Annotated in this window: 26 protein-coding genes and 2 pseudogenes; 16 read left to right on the top strand and 12 right to left on the bottom strand. The window is 39.0% G+C overall.

Translation table 11 applies throughout. The annotated features are described in order from the left end of the window. The first annotated feature begins 32 nt into the window (after nt 1-32). Complete coding sequence (locus J2S17_RS11915; protein ID WP_307475094.1) at nt 33-707, top strand: HAD family hydrolase; 675 nt, start codon at nt 33-35, stop codon at nt 705-707. A gap of 13 nt (nt 708-720) precedes the next feature. Here J2S17_RS11915 and ade read toward each other — a convergent pair whose 3' ends face one another. Further along, on the bottom strand, nt 721-2,466 hold the full coding sequence (gene ade, locus J2S17_RS11910) for an adenine deaminase (RefSeq protein ID WP_307475092.1): 1,746 nt from the start codon (nt 2,464-2,466) through the stop codon (nt 721-723). 336 nt (nt 2,467-2,802) lie between these two features. Here ade and J2S17_RS11905 point away from each other — a divergent pair, with 336 nt between their 5' ends. From J2S17_RS11905 to J2S17_RS11895, 3 genes and pseudogenes are all read left to right on the top strand, one after another. Further along, nucleotides 2,803-3,069, top strand: a complete 267-nt coding sequence (locus J2S17_RS11905) for a GNAT family N-acetyltransferase (RefSeq protein WP_307475090.1) — start codon at nt 2,803-2,805, stop codon at nt 3,067-3,069. A 28-nt stretch (nt 3,070-3,097) separates the two neighbouring features. Then, nucleotides 3,098-3,238, top strand: a complete 141-nt coding sequence (locus J2S17_RS11900; RefSeq protein ID WP_307475088.1) for a hypothetical protein — start codon at nt 3,098-3,100, stop codon at nt 3,236-3,238. After that, a pseudogene (locus J2S17_RS11895) lies at nt 3,235-3,816 on the top strand (GNAT family N-acetyltransferase). The gene J2S17_RS11900 and the pseudogene J2S17_RS11895 overlap by 4 nt, the downstream one beginning before the upstream one ends. A 53-nt stretch (nt 3,817-3,869) precedes the next feature. Here the strand turns inward: J2S17_RS11895 and J2S17_RS11890 are convergent. The 4 genes from J2S17_RS11890 to vanR all read right to left on the bottom strand — a co-directional run bounded on the left by J2S17_RS11890 (nt 3,870) and on the right by vanR (nt 8,469). Further along, nucleotides 3,870-5,435, bottom strand: coding sequence for a Vga family ABC-F type ribosomal protection protein (locus J2S17_RS11890; RefSeq protein WP_307475086.1), 1,566 nt, complete (start codon nt 5,433-5,435; stop codon nt 3,870-3,872). 283 nt (nt 5,436-5,718) lie between these two features. Further along, entirely contained in the window at nt 5,719-6,576 is an 858-nt protein-coding gene (locus J2S17_RS11885) for a D-alanyl-D-alanine carboxypeptidase family protein (protein ID WP_307475084.1), read from the bottom strand. 74 nt (nt 6,577-6,650) lie between these two features. Beyond that, nucleotides 6,651-7,751 carry a vancomycin resistance histidine kinase VanS gene (gene vanS, locus J2S17_RS11880; RefSeq protein ID WP_370875009.1) on the bottom strand — a complete coding sequence of 367 codons (1,101 nt, stop codon included), beginning with the start codon at nt 7,749-7,751 and terminating at the stop codon, nt 6,651-6,653. Between the two features lie 22 nt (nt 7,752-7,773). Then, entirely contained in the window at nt 7,774-8,469 is a 696-nt protein-coding gene (vanR, locus tag J2S17_RS11875; protein ID WP_307475080.1) for a VanR-ABDEGLN family response regulator transcription factor, read from the bottom strand. Between the two features lie 323 nt (nt 8,470-8,792). Here vanR and J2S17_RS11870 point away from each other — a divergent pair, with 323 nt between their 5' ends. Beyond that, complete coding sequence (locus J2S17_RS11870; protein WP_307475079.1) at nt 8,793-9,248, top strand: chemotaxis protein CheX; 456 nt, start codon at nt 8,793-8,795, stop codon at nt 9,246-9,248. 56 nt (nt 9,249-9,304) lie between these two features. Here J2S17_RS11870 and J2S17_RS11865 read toward each other — a convergent pair whose 3' ends face one another. The 3 genes from J2S17_RS11865 to J2S17_RS11855 all read right to left on the bottom strand — a co-directional run bounded on the left by J2S17_RS11865 (nt 9,305) and on the right by J2S17_RS11855 (nt 12,377). Continuing rightward, nucleotides 9,305-9,652, bottom strand: a complete 348-nt coding sequence (locus J2S17_RS11865; protein ID WP_307475078.1) for a hypothetical protein — start codon at nt 9,650-9,652, stop codon at nt 9,305-9,307. Between the two features lie 999 nt (nt 9,653-10,651). Next, entirely contained in the window at nt 10,652-11,230 is a 579-nt protein-coding gene (locus J2S17_RS11860) for a nuclease-related domain-containing protein (protein WP_307475076.1), read from the bottom strand. A 103-nt stretch (nt 11,231-11,333) separates the two neighbouring features. Continuing rightward, on the bottom strand, nt 11,334-12,377 hold the full coding sequence (locus J2S17_RS11855) for a lactonase family protein (protein ID WP_307475074.1): 1,044 nt from the start codon (nt 12,375-12,377) through the stop codon (nt 11,334-11,336). Nucleotides 12,378-12,513: 136 nt separating this feature from the next. Between J2S17_RS11855 and J2S17_RS11850 the strand changes: the two genes are divergently transcribed. The 8 genes from J2S17_RS11850 (at nt 12,514) to J2S17_RS11815 (ending at nt 19,095) form a co-directional block, all read left to right on the top strand. Beyond that, nucleotides 12,514-13,032 carry a YbaK/EbsC family protein gene (locus tag J2S17_RS11850; RefSeq protein ID WP_307475072.1) on the top strand — a complete coding sequence of 173 codons (519 nt, stop codon included), beginning with the start codon at nt 12,514-12,516 and terminating at the stop codon, nt 13,030-13,032. A 137-nt stretch (nt 13,033-13,169) separates the two neighbouring features. Next, a complete protein-coding gene (locus J2S17_RS11845) occupies nt 13,170-14,366 on the top strand; it encodes a beta-ketoacyl synthase N-terminal-like domain-containing protein (RefSeq protein WP_307475070.1) in 1,197 nt (398 codons plus the stop codon). Between the two features lie 13 nt (nt 14,367-14,379). Further along, nucleotides 14,380-16,101, top strand: a complete 1,722-nt coding sequence (locus tag J2S17_RS11840; protein ID WP_307475069.1) for an ATP-binding protein — start codon at nt 14,380-14,382, stop codon at nt 16,099-16,101. Between the two features lie 125 nt (nt 16,102-16,226). Further along, nucleotides 16,227-16,604, top strand: coding sequence for a GntR family transcriptional regulator (locus J2S17_RS11835; RefSeq protein WP_307475261.1), 378 nt, complete (start codon nt 16,227-16,229; stop codon nt 16,602-16,604). Beyond that, complete coding sequence (locus J2S17_RS11830) at nt 16,601-17,506, top strand: ATP-binding cassette domain-containing protein (protein ID WP_307475067.1); 906 nt, start codon at nt 16,601-16,603, stop codon at nt 17,504-17,506. Before J2S17_RS11835 ends, J2S17_RS11830 begins: the two co-directional genes overlap by 4 nt. Beyond that, entirely contained in the window at nt 17,487-18,224 is a 738-nt protein-coding gene (locus tag J2S17_RS11825) for a hypothetical protein (protein ID WP_307475065.1), read from the top strand. The genes J2S17_RS11830 and J2S17_RS11825 overlap by 20 nt, the downstream gene beginning before the upstream one ends. Next, entirely contained in the window at nt 18,221-18,874 is a 654-nt protein-coding gene (locus tag J2S17_RS11820) for a hypothetical protein (RefSeq protein WP_307475063.1), read from the top strand. Before J2S17_RS11825 ends, J2S17_RS11820 begins: the two co-directional genes overlap by 4 nt. A 53-nt stretch (nt 18,875-18,927) precedes the next feature. Then, on the top strand, nt 18,928-19,095 hold the full coding sequence (locus J2S17_RS11815) for a hypothetical protein (protein WP_307475061.1): 168 nt from the start codon (nt 18,928-18,930) through the stop codon (nt 19,093-19,095). Nucleotides 19,096-19,127: 32 nt separating this feature from the next. Here J2S17_RS11815 and J2S17_RS11810 read toward each other — a convergent pair. Further along, nucleotides 19,128-20,008, bottom strand: a pseudogene (locus J2S17_RS11810) (EamA family transporter). A gap of 169 nt (nt 20,009-20,177) precedes the next feature. Here J2S17_RS11810 and J2S17_RS11805 point away from each other — a divergent pair. The 3 genes from J2S17_RS11805 (at nt 20,178) to J2S17_RS11795 (ending at nt 21,517) form a co-directional block, all read left to right on the top strand. Beyond that, nucleotides 20,178-20,756: a TetR/AcrR family transcriptional regulator gene (locus J2S17_RS11805; RefSeq protein ID WP_307475259.1), complete on the top strand. Its 579-nt coding sequence runs from the start codon at nt 20,178-20,180 to the stop codon at nt 20,754-20,756. A 91-nt stretch (nt 20,757-20,847) separates the two neighbouring features. After that, a complete protein-coding gene (locus J2S17_RS11800) occupies nt 20,848-21,201 on the top strand; it encodes a DMT family transporter (RefSeq protein ID WP_307475257.1) in 354 nt (117 codons plus the stop codon). 1 nt (nt 21,202) lies between these two features. Further along, nucleotides 21,203-21,517: a DMT family transporter gene (locus tag J2S17_RS11795; protein WP_307475059.1), complete on the top strand. Its 315-nt coding sequence runs from the start codon at nt 21,203-21,205 to the stop codon at nt 21,515-21,517. A 171-nt stretch (nt 21,518-21,688) separates the two neighbouring features. On the opposite strand, the gene cydS is transcribed toward J2S17_RS11795, so the two are convergent. The 3 genes from cydS to J2S17_RS11785 are packed head-to-tail and all read right to left on the bottom strand — an operon-like array spanning nt 21,689 to nt 24,164. Then, nucleotides 21,689-21,784, bottom strand: coding sequence for a cytochrome bd oxidase small subunit CydS family protein (cydS, locus tag J2S17_RS28860; RefSeq protein ID WP_370875003.1), 96 nt, complete (start codon nt 21,782-21,784; stop codon nt 21,689-21,691). Between the two features lie 12 nt (nt 21,785-21,796). Beyond that, nucleotides 21,797-22,822 carry a cytochrome d ubiquinol oxidase subunit II gene (locus J2S17_RS11790; protein ID WP_307475057.1) on the bottom strand — a complete coding sequence of 342 codons (1,026 nt, stop codon included), beginning with the start codon at nt 22,820-22,822 and terminating at the stop codon, nt 21,797-21,799. Further along, entirely contained in the window at nt 22,812-24,164 is a 1,353-nt protein-coding gene (locus J2S17_RS11785) for a cytochrome ubiquinol oxidase subunit I (RefSeq protein ID WP_307475055.1), read from the bottom strand. Before J2S17_RS11785 ends, J2S17_RS11790 begins: the two co-directional genes overlap by 11 nt. Nucleotides 24,165-24,497 lie beyond the last annotated feature (333 nt).

Raw genomic sequence — 24,497 nt, 5'->3', positions numbered from 1 at the left:
AAACGGTTTCAGCTCTAAAAGGGTGAATGCGAATGATAAAAGCAGTTATTTTTGATTTAGATGGGACATTATTGGATCGGGATACATCGGTGCAGCGGTTTGCGACGGCTCAATATGAAAGGCTAAACCCTATATTTCGGCATATTCCTGAGACGGATTATTGCAATAGATTCATAGAATTGGATGGACGCGGCTATGTATGGAAGGATATAGTCTATCAACAGTTAATAACCGAATTCACAATAGATGAAGCTTGGGGAAATTTACTTAATGATTATCTTCTCCATTTCAAAGAAAGCTGTGTCCCGTTTCCTCATTTGATTGAGACCTTAGACAGTTTAAAAAGAAGAAAGATTTCCCTTGGAATGATTACAAATGGCAGAAGTCGCTTTCAAATGGATAATATCATTTCTCTTGGCATCGATTCATACTTTAATGAAATTCTTATTTCTGAGAGTGAGGGTGTGAAAAAGCCGAATCTGGAAATATTCTACCGAGCACTAAATCGACTCGGCGCGGCTGCAAGTGAGACATTATATGTAGGAGACCATCCCAAAAACGATATAGAGGCTGCTCAAAAAGCAGGGTTAAAAGCTGTTTGGAAAAAAGATCAGCAATGGGACTGCAAGGGGGCTGATTATGTGATTGAAGATTTGCTTGAGGTCGACAATATTATAAAGGGTGTCCATAGGAGGACACCCAACTAAACCATTCTTTTGATTAAAGCGAATCTGATTGATATGTAACAGGAATATGTTTAAACGAGCTGACATCAAATAGTCCGATATCAGTTAGTTTCAGAGCAGGTATTACTGGAAGGGCAAGAAAGCTTAGAGTTAAAAACGGATTGAATGTGCTTTTCGCGCCGAGTTCTTCTAAAGCCTCATCTATACTTTCCAAAGCATGATTCACGTCGCTGTAGGATGCTTTTGACATCAGGCCAGCAATAGGAAGGCTAAGCTTAGCAAGGACCTCTCCATTTTTTACAACAACCAACCCACCTTGCATTTCTTCCACTGCTTTTGCAGCTGCGATCATATCATCATCATTGACACCAGCAATAATGAGATTATGCGAATCGTGAGCAACTGTTGTGGCAATGGCGCCAGATTGAAGCCCAAGTCCTTTTAAGATTCCAAGTCCAATATTGCCGGTTTGATGATGTCTTTCAATAACTGCAATTTTCAGTTGATCGCTCTCAACGGATGGAATGAAAAGATGATCAGCATTTTTATTTACTGCTTCAACCGCATGTTTTGTCACGATACTGTTTGGGATCACTTCAATGATATTGGCTTGCTCGTCTTCAATTGAGATATTAAAATCACTTTTTGAGAGATTAGGAATGTGAACACTGTCTTTTAACTCTTCTGCTTTTCCAGCACTCTCAAAGGATGGGAAGTTCAGTAATTCTCCATTTTTTACAACGCATTCCCCGTTTTTGAAAACAGAGTGAATCGTTAATTCATTTAAATCGTCAAGCAGAATAAAATCGGCTTTATACCCCGGCGCCACAGCACCCTGTTCAGTTAATCCAAAGCATTCTGCCGTATTTAATGATCCCATTTGAATAGCTGTAATAGGGTCGATCCCAGCCTTAATCGCTTTTCTTATCATATAGTCGATGCTTCCCTCATGAATGATATCATCTAAATGACGATCATCTGTGACGAACAGGAATCTACGGGCATTGCGGTCATTGACAATTTTAATGATTCTATCCAGTTCTTTTGCGGCTGTGCCCTCTCGGATCATGACATACATGCCTTTTTGTAAACGTTCGCGCGCTTCTTCCGCTGTTGTACACTCGTGATCGGTGCGGATTCCAGCAGCCATATAGACATCTAATTGTTTGCCGGAAAGACCAGCTGCATGTCCATCCACTTTTTTTCCCAGTTTACTTGCTTCTGCAATTTTTGCCATTAAATCTTGATCAGCATTCATGACACCTGGATAATTCATAACCTCTGCCAATCCAAGCACTCTTTTGTCAGCATAAAAAGGTGAAAGATCGTCTGCATTTAATGTTGCTCCGGCATTTTCAAACGGAGTTGAAGGGACACAAGAAGGAAGCATGAAGTAAGCATCAAAAGGAATGTCTTCAGATGCATCAAGCATGAATTGTATGCCCTTTGCACCGACCACATTAGCGATTTCATGTGGGTCACACATCACACCTGTGATACCGTGCTGCAAAAGAATTTTTGCAAATTCAGGAGGAGTAACCATAGAAGATTCAATATGAACATGTCCATCAAGAAAAGAAGGAGCGAGGAATTTATTCTTTGCGTCAATGGTTTCTATTCCTTCATATTCACCTATACCGGCAAAATAACCGTCCTTAATAGCTACATCACCAGTAATTACTTCACTGCTAAAAACATCTACGATTTTTGCATTCTTAATCACTAAATCTGCTGGTTCTTTTCCTGATGCTGTATGAATTCGATTGATGATATGATCCATTTCTTTTCCCCCTCAAATAAACTCTGTGTATATCGGTTAATTGCACCTTAATCTGATAATTAATTATCGGAATAAAAAAACAATGATTGCTGTGACAGATTGTTTAAGATTACCGTTCATTGTACCATTTAATAATGTTTAAGCCTGTCAGTTTGTCGTTGTTCCTAGCAAGGAAAGGATGTGGAACCTTTACAGTATCCAATACAATATCCCCACTGTTGAAGTTATTATACTCGGGAAGTCAGATAATATAAATTTAAAGACAATTTAGACTTCTGCTAAACAAGGTTTTACCTTTAGACAAAAGAATATAGAACAATGGAGGTTGAACAATCGATGAATATTAGAGTAGCTAAGAAAGAGGATTTAACTGATTTAACTGAGTTGATGAATCACCTTGGATATCCAACAACAACCAGGCAATTAATTGGACGTTTGACTTCAATATTTGCAAATCCTGATTATTACACATTTGTAGCAGAACTGGATGGCAAGGTCGTTGGTATGGCCGGTCTTCATCTTGGAAGATCCTATGAATATGATGGTCATCATGTAAGAATATTAGCATTTGTAGTGGATAGTTCATACCGGAACAAGGTATAGGACATAGACTCATTCAGGCGGCTGAAAATTGGGCAAAAGATCAGGGGCAGAAGCTATAGCATTAAATAGCGGCAATCGGGAGGAGCGGAAAGCAGCTCATCAATTTTACAAAGACAATGGCTATGAAATCAAAAGCAGTGGATTTGTGAAAAAGCTGGTGGACGTATGAAAATCAGAAAATATGATGATGGAGATGAACAAGGGTGGCTACAATGCAGGGTTCTATCCTTTTTGAATACAGCTTACTTTGACAATGTGTTTAAAGCAAAAGAAAAATATGAACATTCATCTATTGAGCTCGTGGCAGAGGAGGATGGCCTCATTGTCGGCCTACTGGATATCGAATATGAAAATGAAGAGAGGACTGTCTGCTCGAGGGGCACAGGGTTAGGAGGCATGATCTGGCATATAGCAGTCCATCCTGATTATCAGAGAAAGCAAATTGCTGCCCGGATGTTATACGAAGCAGAAAGCATCGCACAAGCAAAAGGACTCAACCGCTTTGAAGCATGGACAAGAGACGATGATTGGGTACAGCTTGGGTATATCAAGAATGGATTTCTCCAAGTAGATTCTTATTTGCATGTATAACTTGAACAGGATGAATGGAAGGAAGTAATTAAAAGCGAGGACAGTCAGCTGTTTCCTATTCAAGCCTTCGCCCATTATACAGGGCCAGATAAGGATGGAATTAAACGGCAATTCAACCGGGTTCATGATTGTGTTTGCTTTGAGAAGGAATTTTAGGATGAAGGTCTGAAAGAATGATAAGCCAGAGAAAAATATTCTCTGGCTCGGCATTAAATTAGCTCTCTTTTCTTCTGTAATAGCTCCTGAAACTCCTTCTCAAGCGCATCACTCGGTTCGATGCTCAATCGGGAGAGAACTTCAGTTATTTTCGTTTCAATGACAAGCAACTGATCTTCCTTGGCATCTCGTTCAGTCTCTGGTTCATAATTTTTGTACTCAGGGTAGGTTCCATTAAACAGCTTTATTTCCCGATGTTCAAATAGGAGGAGTCTGGTGGCGATTTTTTCTATAAAACGCCGATCATGGGAGACGAATAGAATGGTTCCTTCGTAATCATTTAAAAGCTCCTCGAGCGCCTCCACTGCCTCGATATCTAAGAAATTAGTCGGTTCATCCAGTATTAAAGTGTTGATATCGCTAACGAATAATTTGGCGAATGCCACCTTTACCCGCTCACCGCCACTAAGGACGTCAACTGGCTTATAAACATCTTCCCGAAAGAAGCGAAGTCTAGCAAGGACAGTTCTTACAAAAGTTTCATCTTGCCTTGAGGTCGATTTCACATTTTCTAAAATTGTTTCGTTTGTATTTAAAATATCGATATTTTGACTAAAATAACCGATTTTCATTGCAGGAGAGACTGAAAACCCTTCAGTCTGGTTCATTATTTTTTTCAAAAGGGTGGTCTTTCCGCTGCCATTGGGTCCAATAATCGCTAGCTTATCGCCACCTTTAATGTGAAATGTGGCTGGTTTCCATAGTGTTCGGTCTCCGATTATGCCTGGTGTATCGGTCACGCGCAGAACAATTCGGTTCTTAAAAGCTCGCTCATTAGGCAGATCCATTTTAATGGTCGGCAGATCTTTTATTTTTTCGACCTTATCTAGTTTCTCGAGTCTTGTTTCTATCGCTTTTGCCGTCTTCAGCAATTTCTTTTCCTTTTTGGCAAAATAGGGCTTGGCACCTGTAATGCTCGCTTCAGAAGCGCTGAGATTCTTAGGCTTTTTGGTAGCTCGTTCTGCTTTTCTGACCTTCATATCTAGAGCATTTTCAAGCTGGCTTTTTGTCCTTTCATAATCTTCATATGCGTTTTTTTGCTGAAGCAGTTCCTGTTCCTTTTGAGCTTTATAATCGGAATAGTTGCCATTGTATTCCTTTAGCTTACCATCTTCAATTTCCCAAATCTTCGTACAGAGGGCATCTAGAAACTCGCGATCATGTGAGACAAGAATGAAGGCACCTTGCCATCTATTCATGATTTTTTCGAGCCATTCGATATGAGATGTATCGAGATTGGTTGTCGGTTCATCCGCTAGCAGGATTTCTGGGTTCCTGGCGAGTGAAGCTTTAATATAATCCTGGGTAAGTTCGCCTCCGCTTTTATGGGAATCCGTCTGCTTAAGCTGTGGCAGAAGCTCTATTTGTGTTTTGTGAGAAAAACTTCCTTCATCAGGCGCTCTTTTACCTGCCAGCACCTCAAGTAAAGTTGTTTTTCCGCTGCCATTACGGCCAACTAATCCAATGCGATCCTGCTTTTGGATGGTTAGTTTTTCAATATCTGCAATGCAGCGTTCTTTTATATAGATTTTTAAGTAACTTCCTTCTAGTAATATCATCGAATCATCTCCTCTTTTGGAGACATAAAAAATGCCTCCTATCTTTAATCAGAATAGGAGGCATGGCGTGCACCAAATAAAGGACAGAAGTCCCCAAAGGTCACCTAAAGAAAGCCAATCCTATTCTGAAAACGACGATTGAAGGCATTGCAAATAAGGCAGACTCACTGCATATTTTTTACCTTCAATTGTTTGCTTTCGAAAAATAGGATTAGAACTTCATCGACTCAGGTCACCCTTCCATGTTTAGTTAATGTTACAATAAAACACTTCCAAAAGAATGTCAATGGTTAATAGCCTGATAAACAGTCATTGCATCTGTTATATTATATTGTTCTGTCTGTGGATTGCCGTCTGCGCCTGCGGTAACGAGAATATACTCATGACCATTAATCGTAGCGAGACTGGCAAGGCATAAACCCGCCTGCTCCGTATAACCTGTTTTTCCGCCGATGATTTCTCCATTATCAAACGAGTACGACACGATTTTATTGAACATGCTGTTCATGAACGTCAAGCCATCTGGATGATGGTTGGATGGTGAAGTTGCATAGGATTGAGAAGTGAATATTTCTTTAAAAATGTCATTCTTTATTGCGTAGGATAGAAGCTTGCTGATATCGGCAACACTTGAATAATGATTGCGGTCGTGGAGCCCAGTTACATTCATGAAATGGGTTTGATTCATTTCTAATTCCTTCGCTTTTTCATTCATGAGGTGAACAAAATTCTCTTCTGAACCTGCAATATGATTCGCTAATCCGGTGGACGCCTCTGCACCTGACGGAAGCATTACGCCATATAGAAGATCAATCACAGCTGCTTCTTCATTTGGGAGAAACCCAGCTATTGACGCATTTGCCTCATATAATTCTGTAAACAACTGCCCGGGCAATGTAACCTTTGCATTTAGATCGGTGCTATTTTCTATTGCGATGATTGCTGTCATGATTTTTGTGAGTGAAGCGGGCGGGATTTGCTCATCCTTATTTTTTTCCATGAGCGCGCTGCCGTCCATACTGACTAATATTGCATTTTTGCTATAGAGGCCCGACGCTCCTGGTGTGATTGTGTTTTTATATAAAACCCAGCTAAACAGGAGGCATAATAGAATAATTGAAACCCCGTAAATTTTTTTCATAAAAAAACAACTCCTTCTACTATTATTGAAACAAATAGGAAGGACTTGTTTTTTAAAACTCTATTAGCAATACCTTAAGATTCTCTTAAGATTGGCAGTGTAACGGTAAAAACCGTTATTCCTGCTTCACTTTTTGCTGTGATATCTCCATCGTGTGCAAGGACTATCTCTTTTGCAATAGCAAGTCCAAGGCCTGCCCCTCCTGAGTGAGAGGAGCGTGATTCATCCAGACGGTAAAACTTTTCAAAAATTGATTGAAGCTTGTGCTCTGGTATGGTTTTCCCTTTATTGGAAAATTCGATGATGGCATTGACCTCTTCCGTTCTGACATCTATATCAATCGTACTATGATCGTCGCTATACATCATGGCGTTCTTTAAAATATTATTGAAAACCCTGGCTAATTTATCTGCGTCTGCATCCACTGTTACATTTTCGCCAGCATTAACAACAGCTTGACTCCCTTTTGAAGCCAGAAGCGGATAAAATTCATCTGCCATTTGCATTAGCATAAACGAGATATTAATCGGTGATTTATCTAACACAATCGTTTGCAGATTAAACCTGGTAATATCGAAAAACTCATTGATCAGCTCTTCTAATCGATTCGCTTTATTCAATGTGATTTTCACATATTTTTCCCGTTGCTGTGCAGGCATATCATTCGCTTCATCCAATAGACTTAAATAACCAATGACAGAGGTGAGCGGTGTTTTTATATCATGAGCTAAGTACACAACCAAGTCATTTTTCCTTTGTTCAGCCTCCTGTGCATCCCGTGCCCGCTTTGCTAGATTCCCTTTCACTGTATTTAAGTTTTTTTCCATAAAATCAAGCTCAGGTGGGAGGATGATTTCTTTTTCATCCTCTTCTGCAAGCATATGAATGCTTTTATTAATTTCTTTAAAATAACGAGTAAACCGTGTAAGGGCAATGTAAAAAATAATCAATAGCAGAACAATCATCCCGGTCGCAAGCCAAATGGGTTTATTGCCTTGAAACAGATTCATGTAAGTTGCTCGAGCAGCATAATAATCAATCTCAAATAAATTTTGCAGCAGACGAATAAACCAATCAGCGAAAGGAGCTTGGAGAATACCATCTATGAGTACATTGCTTATAAATAACCCAATGGCAACTGCAATGATTAGGATGATAATGATTTGGAGAATCATTTTTCTCTTCAGTTTGCCAAATTCATTTTTCAATCATATAACCTACTCCCCATACCGTTTTAATGTATTTTGGATGCTCAGCAGAATCATCCATTTTTTCACGAAGATGGCGAATATGTACCATAACCGTATTATTGCTGTTAAAATATTTCTCGCCCCAAACCTCGTGGAATAATTCCTCTGAACTAATGACTCGCCCGCGATTTGCACTGAGGAACCATAGAATGGAAAACTCTGTTGGCGTGAGCGATAAAGGTTTTTCGTTTAATAGACATTTGCGGGTATTCTTATCGAGAATGAGACCAGAAAAAGCGAGAATGTTTTCATGTTGTTCTGAATCGGATTGATTATACTTAGTAAAGCGCCTTAACTGTGCCTTCACTCGGGCAATAAGCTCCAAAGGGCGAAAAGGCTTCGTAATATAGTCATCTGCCCCAAGCGTCAAACCGGTTATTTTATCTATTTCCTCATCCTTTGCCGTCAGCATAATGACGGGAAAATGTAATGACTCTCTCACTTTCCTCAAAACGGTAAAGCCATCAATCTCAGGCATCATTACATCAAGGATGGCCAGATCAAGCTTCACTGAATCAATACAATGCAAGGCCTCTTCTGGAGAATAAAACTTATAAACTTGGTAGTTTTCATTTTGTAAATAAACTTCAATTAAATCTGCTATTTCTTTTTCATCATCAACGACTAATATATTTGCACCCATTATCCAGCCTCCTGTAACCCTTACTTTAAAAGAAAAGAAATCATCTTCTCTGAATTTCATCTTATAAAAAGCTTAACAAAACCTTAAGAAATGAGATAGATAACTACAGTATAATCACTAAATCAATGTTACAGTAAAATAAACATCATAGGATGATCCCGTTGACTATTGTTGCTTTTGGTATCCATTATCGTAAAGTGGAATGAATAATATATTATTGAAATATACATTCGATTCTATTAATATGACTATAGACATGATAAAAAAGAACTATTTTTTAATCAAGAAATGCATACATCAAAAAGGATGTGTTGAAACTGTCTATGACCATTGGCCAAGGTGACAAGATCACCGAGCTTTTACTTAATGGAACGATTACTTCTATTAATCATACGATTCCCATAGATTTGAAACTTGATACTCCTGCTCCTTTGGACCATTCGTTCAAGATTGAGTTTGGTGTACTGATTGGAATCACTGGAGATATTAGAGGGAAGCTTCTTCTTTCAGGCGACCAGGCTGTGTTTGGATTTATCGGAGAATCCTTATTTGGCATGGAGCTAGCAGGCGAGATGTTACAATCATTTAGCGGGGAACTAGGTAACATGCTTGCTGGAGGACTTTCATCTGCCATCGCTGACGATGGTTTAACAACCGATATTACCGCTCCTACCTTAATGGAAGGGCATACCACCATCACAGGCTTTAAAAAAGGGGTCAAACTTCCACTTTCATTTGAAAAGTCAGGAGAAATGATTATTTATATTTTACTAGACTAAAAAATCTCATCTAATAACTGTTGTTAACATACACAGCTATCAGATGAGATTTTTCCTTATTTGTCATACTTTAAATACTCATAATGATCTAGCGCCACGCTCTCAAGCACTTGATTATCTTTGCCTCTATACACTTCATATTGCCTGTACTTTTCTATAATCTGATCACTCTCTATTTGAGTATCCACTAACTTTAATTCTAAAGTGGGGATAATGCCAGCCAATGGATCCTTATCTGCCGCTTGATCGACTTCCTCCACATCCTTCAAATCGTTCACAACTGGAATCATCGAATACATATTATCTGGCTCATGATTATGGCGAACAAAAGAATCAGGAGACTCACTATAAGCCACAAATCCTATAATAATCACTAACCCGAATAGACAAATAGCCTTTTTCAACCGTATCAGCCCCTTATTTGCGATTCTCAGTACAGTATATGCATGTCCAATGGGGGTAGAACCGAAATGTTCGTGTGGAAAACAAAAAGAGAGACTTGTATTCATTAATAATCCCGAACTCAGGTGTGAATCGAAGGAGAAGGTAGAAAAAAAGAGATAATAAACCCGAACTCAGGTGTGAATCGAAGGAGAAGGTAGAAAAAAGAGATAATAAACCCGAACTCAGGTGTGAATCAAGGAGAAGGTAGAAAAAAAGAGGTAATAATCCCGAACTCGTGTGTGAGTCGATGGAGAAGGTAGAAAAAAAGAGATAATCATCCCGAACTCAGGTGTGAATCAAGAGAGATGGTAGAAAAAAGGGATAATCATCCCGAACTCGAGTGTGAATCGAAGGAGAAGGTAGAAAAAAAGAGATAATAAACCCGAACTCGAGTGTGAGTCGATGGAGAAGGTAGAAAAAAAGAGATAATCATCCCGAACTCAGGTGTGAATCAAGAGAGAAGGTAGAAAAAAAGGGATAATCATCCCGAACTCGAATGAAAACCAAGAGAGAAGGTAGAAAACAACAAACCCTATAAAAACAAGAAGTAAAGCTTTACCTTTAGCTCTCTATCATTATTTTCGTGGATTCATCCTGAACACAGTGACAGAGATTTAATCAATAGTTTCTTTATCTAGTAACATAATAAGTACTTTTGGTGATCCCAATTTTTTTTAGATTCTTGTCCATAACTCTTTGGATGACCTTCCGCGAAACCACCTCGCCACACCAATCATAAACCAAACTCGTTGTTATTCTCATATTAGGAAAAAGAAGTGATAATTCATCGATACTCCGCAGAATATTGGCATCCGAAATATGACGCTCATCACACCTCACACAAAACAACGCTTTCTTCCGATAATCCATAAACTCATCACAATGAGGACAGCTGATCCCCTTTTTCAAATCCTCATATTCATACGAAGGCTTTCGGAAAAGGGTTGGCGTGCTTAGATTTAGTAAATGAAATGTTCGGCGATATCTCTATGGGCTCTGCTCATTTTCGAAGGAATATTATTTAAATGGCGGATATACCGATTAATTTGCTGTGGAAAGATCATCTTTTTATGGGGTGGTGCTTGATAGAGCATGAAATCGGGGTGGACAAATACTAGGTAATATTCGATAGGCAACTGTATATTTAGGGTTTTTAGAAGAGGTCTCAGTAAGGATTCGCTGCGTTGGACTTGCAGTAGTGGGTTTTTAATCTCGGAACCGGAAGCGCTTGACCATATGTCACCATTAATATAAAAATCACCTTCATAATTTTTCACTTCAAAGGCTATGATAGTCTTTTGAAAAATACAGAGGGCATCGATTTGGAAAATCGTATGTTTATATTCCAAAGTTAGATCATATAAAATGATGCTTTCGTTGGATAGCTGATTTAGCCAGCCTTCCCAATGCCTTTCTCCTTCTGCACCTTTCGTTAGATTTTCTAAATACTGCTTTTTTTGTGGTGGCATAATCAATCGTTTGTTTAAATATTGCATGAGGGAAAAATCAACAGAATCAATAAGAGGTTTTAATATCATAATGATCATCCTTTCGAGGGGGATTGGGGTATAAACCAATCATAGCACTGATTTCCAATGATGACCGCAAAAAATTAACCCTGACATAGTCAGGGTTAAATAATCAAATATGCAAAAATTTCACGCAAACAGGATCCGGGACAACGATATCTTTTTGCAGTAACGATAGCTTGCCTGTCACAGCGTCTCTGGCATATAACACGAGAGTGCCTGAGTTTTGGTTCGAAGCAATTACGTAGGCTTCCGTAGGATCCAGCACAAAATCACGAGGCCAGTTTCCATAGGTAGAAGTATGCTCTAAAAAGTTAATCGATCCGTTCGCGGTATCGACAGCATACACAGCAATGCTGTCATGTCCGCGATTTCCAGCATAAATAAAACGGCCATCGCTAGAAATATGAATCGCACTGCCTTGATTATTGTCAATGAAGTCTGAAGGGATAGTAGAAATCGTTTGAACTTCTGCAAAGCTTCCATTTTCAGAGTCATAGGATAAAGTAATGATTTCGGAGCTTAACTCAGTCATTACGTAAGCCCATTTACCATTGGGATGAAAAACAATATGACGTGGGCCGCTGCCAGGTTTAGCAGTGAATACTGCTTTTTCCTGCAACAGTCCTTCCCGATTTTCATAACTAATGACTTGATCAATTCCGAGATCAACTGCAATCGCATATTTTTCATCCGGTGTAAAACCGGCAAAGTGCGTATGTGGTTTTTCCTGGCGCTCATCTGGGCCTGATCCGTGATGTGCAATTACAGAAGCAGGCGGCTGAAGCCTCCCACCAACGCTTAAATACGATTCAATTGTACCTTTATGATAATTTGCCGTTAAAATGCATTTAGAATCTTGGTCAGTACTCACGTGACAAGGCGGCGACCCAGCTGTCAATTGACTGTTTACCATATGAAGTGCACCTGTGTTGCTATCGACCTCATAGGAAGCGACTCCACCTTCATCGCCTTTTTTCATAACAGAAATAAGAAACTTGTTATCATCGCTAATGGTTAAATAGGTTGGATTTTCAATTGTTGCTGCAAGCTTGACATCAGTCATTTTCTCATCAGCCAATGCAAATGAATAAATTCCCTTGCTTTCGCCTTTTGTATAGGTTCCAACATAACCTATCATTTTATTGTCCTTCATTAAAAATCCTCCAAAAATGTATAATTTTCTATGATCTACTCTATCATAATAGCCTAATATAACAAAAAATCTAATTGCTTTTCTCAGATAAAGAATGTTATGCTTTTACATAATATTTTACAGGGAGGCTAGGCATATGTCGCTTGAAAGCGTAAAGGCTCATTTGAAAAAATATGAGCGCGATAAGGACATTTTGGAGTTCGACACCATTAGTGCAACGGTCGACCAAGCAGCTGAGGCCATCGGAGTGATACCGGCAAAAATAGCAAAAACCTTATCCTTTCGGGGGGAAGGCGATTTAGGAATCCTCGTTGTTGCAGCAGGAGATGCAAGGATTGATAATAAAAAGTTTCGCGAAACTTTTGGCATGAAGGCAAGAATGCTTTCGGCAGATGAAGTAGTCGAACAAACAGGGCATATCGTTGGTGGTGTATGTCCATTCGGTCTGGCAAAGGACCTTGATGTTTATATGGATGCATCATTGAAGCGGTTTGAATTAGTGTATCCTGCCTGTGGAAGTCAAAACTCGGCAATTGAGTTGACTTGTGAAGAATTGTACAAATATGCACATGCCAAAGAGTGGATTGAAGTAACAAAGGGCTGGCAAGAAGATGATGTGCGTGATGAAACGGCAACAGCGAAAGAACATATGTAAGGAAGGGTGAATCTGTCATGGATTCACCTTTTTATATGTGAAAAAATCCGTTTTCCCCATGCAATATAGGCTTTCGCTTTATGGTACGATAGAACTAGTATCTGTTCTTGAAGAAATATATGATATTTCCTGATTACTTGATTAATAGTAAAATAGAGATGAATGTGTACAAAGGGGTTGCATTTATGGGAGTCGTCATCACAGGGATGGGAATTATTGGCCCTGGTTTTACGTCGATTGAGAGTTATACAAATATATTAAAAACAGGAACGTCCGTATTAAAGAGAGAGAAAATGAAAAATAAATTCATTCATACGGGTAGAGTCCAATCAGAAGAAATGAATCTAACCTTTGAAAAGGGGAATAGATATCCAAAATCAGCAAAAATGCTGCTTCATGCCAGTGAAATGGCCGTACAGATGGCAAGGGTTACACCGAGAGATTATAAGACAGCTGTCATTATAGGCTCTTCAGGAGGCGTTATTTCAGAAGTAGCTAATCATACAAGCGAAATGGAAACAGGCAAGCGGCTTGGTCCATATGCAATTGGAAATATGAACGCAAATACCTTATCTAGTAGTATCAATGCCCAGTACCATTTGAATGGAATGTCCTTTACGTTAGCCAATAGCTGTACATCGGGAATGGATGCCCTTCATTTGGCGAAGATACTCATACGATCGAAAGAAGTAGATTTATGTATTGTCGGAGGGGTAGATGCAACAGTTAATGATTTAGTGCTGCAAAGCTTTTTACCTCTTCGGGTATTGCAAACTGGAGAGACATTATCTGGTCCTTTTTCGGGGGGAGAGGGGTTTGCGATGTCTGAAGGGGCTGGGGTGTTAATCGTAGAGGATGAGAAATCTGCTTTGAATCGTGGAGCAGATATACTAGGAGTAGTAAAAGCAACGAGTATTACACAGGATGCCCGCTCTCCTTTTCTGTCTGATTCATTAGGCGGAGCCATGCTAAAAGCAGCAGACGAATGTATAGGAACAAGCATGCCGAGCTATATCAATAGCCAAGCGCTCGGTATTGAGGAAAATGATGCAATCGAAGCAATGGTTTATGAGCGGAAGTTTACCGGCAGCAGTATCCCGATTACATCGATTAAAGGGATGGTTGGTCATGCTATGGGGGCTTCAGGCACTTTCCAAATCATCGCTAGTCTCATCAGCCTGAAGGAGCAATTCATCCCGCCAACCATCCATAGTAATCCCACAAAATATAAGAATCTGCCAATCATTAGAGAAAAGATGGATGCTCCAGTGGAAAGTGTTTTCATAACTACACATGGATATGGGGGAAATAACGGGTGCGCATGGATATCTTGAGGAGGGAAATGAGTTGGAATTCATATTATTATTAACAGTATCGTTTATTCCACTATTCATTTCTGTTTCTATACTCTTTTTTTCAAAGGCTTCGTTAACTAAAGCCTTATCACTATTTTTACTTATGCTTTCTTTTTGGCAAATGGATATCGCCTTTTTGTATGCCAATGAATTTCTAAGTCTTGAAGTGATAGATTGGCTATTTAGGATTTTAAGAATGGGTCCGATTTTTATCATGCCGCTTATGTATTACTTCTCCTACTATTTAGTTAAAGAAAATTTAGTTCAATTTAAGCTTTTGTTTAATAAAACGGGTTTAATGATTGTCACTGGATTCAGCATTGTTACCTATGCAATCAATTTTACAAATGCAGGCGTAGCCTCTTACCAATTTGTAGAGGCTGTACAATTTTCTCCTTCGCACTGGGTCCCGGTATACGGGGTATTAAATTTTACCTTTATCATAAATATCCTTCTCGTGTTTGTTAATTGGTTCTTTCTATTTGTCGTAACGATTCGCTTGAAAGGAATCTACTATAAAGGATTTTATCTTCAGCTTGTTATAGCAGCAATGATCATTTTTGTAAACGGCGTAATCAGTGGGTTTTCCGTTGTTCCGCTCTTTTTCTCGAGCTTTAATTCTATTATCGCCGCACTCATTCTATTCTTGGGCTTTTTCCAAATGCAGTCTCAGCGAATTAGCGATATCAATCTGGAGCTTGTAAGGCAAAGTGATTTATTGGAAGCAATCATGGATATTAACCCGAATTATTTATTAGTAAAAGACGCGGAAAATCGGATTGTAAAAGTAAATAATTCCTTCTGTAAACTATTTGCCGAATCAGGAGAAGACTTACTTGGAAAGAATCCATCTACTTTGTCGCACTTTACTCAAATGGTAGAAGCAGGCTATGAAATACCCTATCGATATGCAGATTGCAAAGGGCGTGTTTATTATATTCAGTGGGGATCTAGACAACTTAATCAAGAAACGGGCGAGACCTATACGATCTTCTTTGGAAATGATGTGACAGAGCAGAAGCGCAATGAACAAGTGCTGCTGTCATCTGAAAAAATGAAGGTCATTGGTGAGATGGCAGCAAGTGTTGCCCATGAGATTAGAAACCCGTTAACAACAATTAGAGGATTTATTCAGCTTTTAAAAGAAAGAAATCCTGAATCCTCGTATGAAAAAATATTAATCGAGGAAATCGATCGAATTAACCAAGTGTTAAAGGAGCTTCTGATTCTCGGTAAGCCCGAAGCAAAAGAGGAAGACGCTCAGGTGATATCACACCTGGATGCGATAAATGAAGTGAATAATATCAATCTGTTATTTGAAGCCTTAGCGTTAGAGCAGAATAAACATATATCTGTTTACAATAAGTTAAAAACACTTTCGCTGATTGATATGGATAAATCTCATTTCAAGCAAGTGATGATCAATGTAGTAAAAAACAGCCTTGAAGCAATTCCCGCTGAGGGAAAAGTCAAAATCATGCTGGATGAGCTAGGAGATAGAATCCGCATCCGTGTCATGGATAATGGGGAGGGCATTCCTAAATCGAGGCTAGCCCGGATAGGGGAACCTTATTTTACGAGCAAAGAAAAAGGAAATGGAATTGGCTTAACCATCTGTTTTAAGCTAATGAATGAAAATAACGGAGAAATGCATGTGAAAAGCAAGGAAAATAGCGGGACAATTGTTACTATGCTTTTTCCGAGTATAAAATAATGGATGAACCGGGCGCTGTTTAGACAGTTGCCCGGTTTTGCTTTTTTAAATAAAGATTGATTTGTCAAAGAATTTATTGTATAGTACATTACAACAGTAATGTACTATGTTAGGGGGCGATAGCCATTCTTAATACAGAAAGCAGTAAGCCGATATATGTCCAAATAGCGGAGTGGCTTGAATCGGAGATCTTAAGCGGGACATTCAAAACGGACCAAAAGGTGTATTCCCAATATCAATTGGCGGATATGTATACGATTAATCCAGCTACTGCTGCAAAGGGTCTCAATTTGCTAGCAGATGAAGGAATTCTATATAAAAAACGGGGTCTCGGAATGTTTGTTTCCAGCGAAGCGAAAGAAAAAATCCTTTTCAAGCGTAAAAATCAAACATTGAAGAGATTAGTTGAAGAGGTGGTACTAGAGGCGAATCGGCTGCAGGTGAGTAACGAGGAGCTTCTATCTATGATTAAAGCACTGCAAACGAAGGAGGGAAATCAGTGAAAATCATTGAATGCAGAGACATTTCAAAGATGTATTTTCGCCAGAAGGCATTGGAGCAGCTAACCTTTTCGATAGAGGAAAATAAGATTACTGGCCTCATAGGGAGAAACGGCGCTGGAAAAACAACCTTGCTTAAGCTTATATCAGGTTTTATTAAACCGACTGCCGGAGAGATAAAGGTTTTTTCCGAACAACCATTCAATAATCTTTTTGTATCAGCAAATTCCATTTTAGTTGATGATAGCATGAGCTTCCCCGCTGCATTAAATTTAGGTGATATTATGGATGCGGCAGCCGCCTTTTATTCGAATTGGCATCAACCATTGGCAGAGGGACTGTTAGATTATTTTTCATTGGAAAAATATAAATACCACAACCGGTTATCTAAAGGACAAACAAGTACATTTAATATGATCATAGGCTTAGCCTCTCGTTGCCCATTAACACTGTTTGATGAGCCAACAATAGGAATGGATGCAGCAGTGAGAAAAGACTTTTATCGAGCATTATTGAAGGATTATTTGGCTTTTCCTCGGACAATCGTTTTATCGAGTCACCATTTGGAGGAAATCGAGCATTTATTGGAGGATGTTCTGCTTATTAAAAATGGCCAATGTTTGCTTCATCTTCCTATATACGATGTAAAGGAAATGATGATTAGTGTTGAAGGGAAATTAGCAATCGCAGACCAGGTGCTACAGGAAAAGGAAATCATCTATGAGCAATCGATTGGTACTAATCATGTGCATCGCGTGCTCCTGCGTGAAGAAGCTTCTGTTGAAGAATTACAAGGAGCCGAGCGTATGGGTCTAAAGATAAGGCCAGTCAATGCAAGTGATGCGTGCGTCTATTTAACGGATAAAGGCAAAGGAGTGATTGATGATGTCTTTAATAAAAACTGACTTGGTTAAGGTATTGAAGATGCAATATTTATTTAAATTTAAGGCGAATATAGATGTGTTTAGCTCTTTGATCGGAATTCAGTTACTGGCTGTTCTTTTTTCTTTTGGAGGATTTTATCATTCAACCCATGGTTGGGGTATGGTTATTAACCTCCAACAGTATTCGGCAAACATCGTTATTTGTTTTACATTTATATGGGCGTTGATAACGGCCATTACGATTACAACTAAGCCTTATCGTCATTATGACTTTACCTTTGTGACCAATCGTCTATCAAGCAGCTTATCAAATATTCTTTTCCTACTCACAGTCAGCGTACTAGGCAGTATAACAGCTATGCTTTCAAGTAATCTGATAAAATTCATTGTCTATATGTTTCTTGATGACTCCATTGTTTTGTTTAAACAGCCATTTTTTGATTTTTTTACAGGGATGATAACGACCTCACTTTATACGTTTTTATTTTGTTCAATCGGTTATTTAGTGGGTGCATTTATACAATATCATAAGGGTTTCAGTGTAGTGATTCCTGTTCTTTTTATGGGATTGTTAATATTTGATGGGATGACGATGAATTCTACTACAATTACGGGATTTACGGAATTTTATATAAAAGAGTCGAATCCTTTCTATTTTCTTTTGAAAACGATACTGATGTCCAGCTTGGTACTAACAGCTGCGATTTCAATTTTTAATCACTTGGAGGTGGAAAGATGAATGTAGTAACCATTCTTATCTCCATAATAGCAGTGGTAATAGCTATTTTCCTCTTATCAAAAAGGTTTAAGATGACCTATTCTTTGCTTATTATTTATATTGGCGCCCTTTTGATCTCATCTATTTTTATATGGTTTATTTCCATCGAGGATGAAAGAGAGAGGATTAAAACGGATGAGATGACTAATCAGTTCAACGAAACACTAAGACAAGGGGAGAGGGAAAGAATAGATCCATTATATTTAATGAAGGAAGAGACCTTTCAAATAGATGAGGATCAGGAACTGACATTAACAAGTAATTATGAATGGGAAGTGAGAGTTTACGTCGATAGAAAGAATATTGATGACGGTAAGGTTGAAGCTTCCATTTATCATATTGGACCTTATGTAGATGGCGTTTATGTAACTGATTCCCTTGCTCCGTATCGATTGAAGAAAAAAGAGGATACTCTAGGGTTTTATGTACCTCAAGATAGGACGGTCAAAGTGACCATGGGAGCACCTGAGTTCACTGTCACTCAATTTAAGTATGGTGAGGTCTTTTCAGAAGATCCAATTTACGCTAATGATCCAGCTATTTATTTGCAAGTTCCCAAAAGCTTGAAAATAAAAAGAGGTGAAGGGGTTTTTATCGATTACGTTAAATAAGAAACGACTAAAGGATTGTTGTTATTCGAGCATTAACTGGGGGTGATTTTTATATGGAGGCATTTGCTTTCTTTGGACTTTTTAATCTTCTTGTATATATAGGTATTTTTATTTTTGCGATTTATGTTGCAGTGACAATCATGAAAACATCCAAGCAGCGAAATGAATTCTTAAAAGAGATTCGTGATGAGTTAAGAAAACATAATAATCATAAAAATTGAATTAAAATACTGTAGAAAAAGGATCACTGCCTTCAAGCCAGTGATCCTTTTTTCCTTCTCAAAGACAGAATTGCAATCGTGCTCAATATCAAGAATGTACCAATCCACTCCATGGCACCGAAAGTAACTTGAAGCTAGATGTCAGCCAGGAAGGCTGTTGATAATGGTTCGGCACAGCCAATGATACTGACTTCAGAGGCTTTTAAGTATTGCAAGCTTTCTAAATAGCAATAAAACGGGATGACTGTTCCGTTGATGATAATAAATAAAACAGCCATGAACGCTTGTGTTGTCCATTCCCCAGACATAATCCAGGGAGGATGAATGAAACTAAAGCATACGCCTCCAATCATCATTCCCCAGCCGATGGTAAGCACTGACACCCATCTTGCTAAGATCTTCTGTGGGTAAAGTGTGTAAAAGGCTAGCGCAAGGGCAGATGAAAGTCCCCAAAAGAATGCCCAGCAAGAAATCGAAAGGCTGTGTATATTACCTTGTGTAACAAGAAGAAAAGTGCCAGCTATCGCCATTAAAACAGTAAGGGACTCAATTTTATTGGGTGGTTTTCTTCCACGTATGGCGAGATAAAGTGTGATGAGGGCTGGAGAAAGGTATTGGAGCACAGTGGCGGTTGCAGCATTCCCATGGTGGATGGCGGCAAAGAATGTATACTGCAAGGCAAGCATCCCTAAGATACCGAATAATAAAATACTGATGTGATCATATCGGTTTTCCCAGATCTTCCACACTCTTTTTTTGTCTTGTTTAAAGGCAATGCTAAGTAATATTAGTCCTGCTGTGAGCAAACGAATTACGACGAGCCATTCTGGACTAAAATGCTGCTGATGGAAGAGAAATTGGGCAACCGTCCCGGAACTCCCCATAAAGTTGCGGCAGTAAGGACAAGAATAATCCCCTTGCTTCTTGTTCAGGTAAAGCGGAACTCATATTCATGATGAACCTCTCTAAACAGTGAATATTCACTCTATTATAGGCATTTCTCATAAGAGGTCAATAAGGTTTGACAAACATTTTGCAGTTAGTTAAAATGAATGATATTCAGTCATTAGTAAAGGAGATGGATAATGGATAAAAAAGAGAAAATTGTGCATGCATCCATTGAAGTGTTTCGGGAAAAAGGCATCGAGAAAACAAAAATATCGGATATTGTGAAACTTGCAGGAATCGCACAAGGTACTTTTTATTTATATTTTCCATCTAAATTGTCTGTGATGCCCGCAATAGCTGAAGTGATGGTAGAAAAGATGATTACTTTTGTGCAGGAAGAAGTAGATGATGCTGCATCATTCAAGACGAAGCTAACACAGGTAGTTGATGCGATTTTTGCCTATACGAATGAATATCGTGAAGTTTTGGCACTGATCTATGCAGGGCTGGCCTCGAGTGATCATATTCGTCAATGGGAATCCGTATATGAGCCATTTTATTCGTGGATTAGTGATTTTTTACAGGAAGCAAAGGAAGCAACTATGATTCGATCATCATTGAATGTAGAGCGATCATCGAAGCTATTTATCGGGCTTGTAGAATCGGCAGCAGAGCAAGTTTATCTTTATGATCATACGAATGAAGAAGATGCGAAAATGCAAAAGGCTGAGGTATTAGATTTTCTTTATCATGCACTTGGTCTGCAAAAGTGAAAAAAAGATGGAAGCGTAAATTTGACTTGCCAATCGGCGAGTTTTCTTTATGAAAAAAATGACTGAAAGTCAGTCATAAAGAGGAGGATACATCATGAATAAATCATGGATTTTTGTCATATTAACCTGTCTTGCTGAATTGGTATGGGTGTATGGGTTTAATACTGCTATAGTTTGGTGGCATTGGGTATTGGTCGTTGGTGTAATTTTAATAGACTTTTATTTTCTGTCAAAAGCATGTGAAAACTTGCCTACAGGAACGGTCTATGCGATTTTTGCCGGAGTTGGAACGGTGGGTACATCTGTTATGGATGTCTATTTATTCGGTGGCAGTATTAATTTAGGGAAAATAATCTTTATCTCGCTCATTGTGCTGGGTGTCATTGGCTTAAAGTTAGCTGACAACAAGGATGAGAATAAAAAGGTAATGAAGGGAGCTGCTTAAGATGGGTTGGTTATTTGTCATATTAGCTGCAATTAGTGAAATCTTTGGTGTGGTGGGCTTAAAGCTGTATAGCCAGCACAAAGGCTTACGGAATGGACTGTTATACATGGGCGGGTTCGGTGCTTCTTTTGCCTTCCTTTATGCTTCTTTTCAGTATCTGCAAGTAAGTGTCGCCTATGCGGTTTGGATTGGGATAGGCACTGCAGGAGCTGTTCTTTTGAGTATGTTTTTCTTTGGAGAATCGAAAAGCCGTTCACGTATTGTGAGTGTTATTCTGATCATTGTTGGAGTAACTGGGCTAAAAGCACTTTCTTAATTAAGAAAAGCGCAAGCGCCTTGCTTATCGCCGTTGACTTATCTTGGTGAGAAGACCTGAAGTTTGATAGGCAATAGGACGCTTGCGCTAGACATTATTCAAATTGAAAAATTTATCTTTCTTATCTTTGAAAAAAGGCCAGAGTGCACTCACTCTGGCCTGCAATATTTATTAAATGAGGTCGTCTTTCAATGCAGCCCAAAACCCTACAGCAATCGAAAGGAAGACAATGATAAAAGGTGCATATAAAATAATGAACTGATTCATTTCTTTCGCTCCTTATGCATGATTGTCTCTTTTACCTTGTACATAGTCCTTATTAAATAAGAACAGCCTTAATAACAAGTAGAGTGACGGTAGCAACAGACCAAGCCCAGCAATAAACACAATAATTAAGGAAAGAGCCATTGCTTCGTTTGTAAAGCTGTCGTAAATTGTTAAATACGGATACAGCAGATATGGATAATGGGAAATTCCGTATGCAAAGAAAGCGAGATAGTATTGCCCGCATACAAGTAAAAAGGCAAAGCCGTAAGCTCGTCGCTTCCAAAGGAGAAAGACAGTCCCTGCAAAGAAAAGAACAGAAAGCGCAAACATCCACCAAAGATCCATTATCCGTGTAAAATGTTCAAGATTATGAAAGCGCAGCTCGACGATAATCCCTGTTGCTGTGATAATGGATGGAACGGACCATATTAAGGCATATTTACGCAGTAAATTGGTTGCTGCCTCGTCCTTAGCATAGTTGGCATACCAGGTTAAAAAAACAGCAGAGATGTAGAGTACTGCCGTTAGACTTAAAACAACAATGCTCCAAGTAAGCGGGCTTGTAAACAATGCCCAATAATCAAGGACAGGCCCTTTGTCATTCATTGAAACAAATCCGCCTTCTGAAATCGTCAAAATAATCGATAAGGAGGCAGGGATAAACAAACCAGTTAAACCGTATAAATACGTATATCTCTTATCCTTCAATCCCCCGTACGTTGTAAAAGCGTAATAAGAACCGCGAATCGCTAACAGGACGATTGCGATGCTCACAGGTACGAGCAGTGTCGTTCCATAGTAATAAGCTGATTTTGGAAAGAAGCCAACAATCCCTACAAAGAAAAAGACTAAAAAAACATTGGTAACTTCCCATACAGGTGATAAATACCTTTGAATGACACTATTTAAAATATGCTGTTTGCCTCTGAATAAACTGAAAGCATTGAAAAAACCAGCCCCAAAATCAATCGAAGCAACAATGACATATCCGAATAAGAACAGCCATAATACAAAGATTCCGACGATCTCAAGTGTCAAATGAATCACCTGCTTTCTCAATCTTTCGGTCAGCCAATTCTTGTTCTACAGTATTTTTCTTAAACATGCGGCTCAGCACAACCGCACTTCCCACACCTAAAACTAGGTATAAACAGGCAAATAAGATGAGCATCTTGTCTACCTGTCCACTTGTTGTTGCCGCATCATGTGTGCGCATAATGCCTCGCAAGATCCACGGCTGTCTTCCGACTTCAGTAAACCACCAGCCTACTTCAATACCAATGAGTGAAATCGGTCCGCCCAAGACAATGAGCCACCTAAACCAGTTTGTTTCGATAAATGTCCATTTTCTCCATATGCCAATGAGATAAATAAAGGATAAGCCAATCATCGCCATTCCGATTGTAACCATAGCATCAAAAAGATAATGGATATATAACGGGGGAATATCCTCGTCTGCAAATTGATCAAGCCCTGTTACCTCAGCAAAAGGGTTGCTGTAGGCTAGAATACTAAGCGCATAAGGGATGCGAATCGCATGTTTGACTTCTTCTTCATCAAGTACTCCGTATAAAACCAATGGTGCGCCTTCTTCTGTTTCAAAATGCCATTCAGCAGCAGCCAGCTTTTCAGGCTGATATTCTGCCAGAAACTTCCCTGCAAAATCACCAATCAGAGCAGTTGAGATGGCAAAAATTAACCCTAGCTTCATCGTTAAAAATACAGCTTTTTTATGATATATATGATTGGAGCCTTTTAATAATCTAAAAGCTCCGATAGCAGCCAGAACAAAGGCAGAAGCCATATAAGCAGTGACAAGTACATGTGCCACTTTTGTCGGCATTGCTGGATTAAACATGGCAAGAACCGGAGATATATTCACGATTTGCCCATCCACAATATCAAACCCTTGAGGCGTGTTCATAAATGAATTGACAATGGTAATAAATACGGCGGAAAAAGAAGCCCCAAGTGCAACTGGAATGAGCAGAAGCAAATGCTTTCTCTGGTCTTCAAATCTATCCCAGGTATACAAATAAATCCCCAAAAAAATCGCCTCAAAGAAGAAAGCAAAAACCTCCATAAAAAGGGGCAACGCAATTATATGACCGACCAATTCCATAAAATTAGGCCAAAGCAATGAAAGCTGCAGACCGATAGCGGTGCCAGTCACCACCCCAACAGCAACTGTAATGACGAAACCGCGAGCCCACCTTCTTGCTAATAATATGTAATGTTCATCATTTTTCTTAATGCCGACCCATTGAGCAATCATAATCATTAACGGGATACCGACACCGATTGTGGCGTAAATAATATGAAACGATAAGGTTAACTCAGTTAATACTCTGCTGAAAAATACTGCTTCCTCATTCCCCATTTTAAAACCTCTTTTCTTTGGGGTAGTCCTATTTATGAAAAAATCCGCCCAATAAGTGATAGCCCCAGAATAAAAGCTACAGTAAAGGCGAGCCAAATAAGCTTCTGTTCCTGCTTCTTATACAACCAACCAACCCCCTCAAGTACTTATTCATACGGCTAATATTAATTTTTACCAATTTAGGATTTTTATTTATGTTTTTCGATGATATTTGGATAATGAGCGTTTTCTAAATGATTAAAAACGGAATCGAAGGACATTTACCCGTCACCAAAGTACCATTTACATGGAAATAAGGCTCAAATAAAATAAATAATAGCAGTAGAAAAACGG

This window comes from Cytobacillus purgationiresistens, from assembly GCF_030813235.1.
Classification (GTDB): Bacteria; Bacillota; Bacilli; order Bacillales; family Cytobacillaceae; genus Cytobacillus; species Cytobacillus purgationiresistens.
This window is presented reverse-complemented; position numbering and strand designations above follow the sequence as displayed.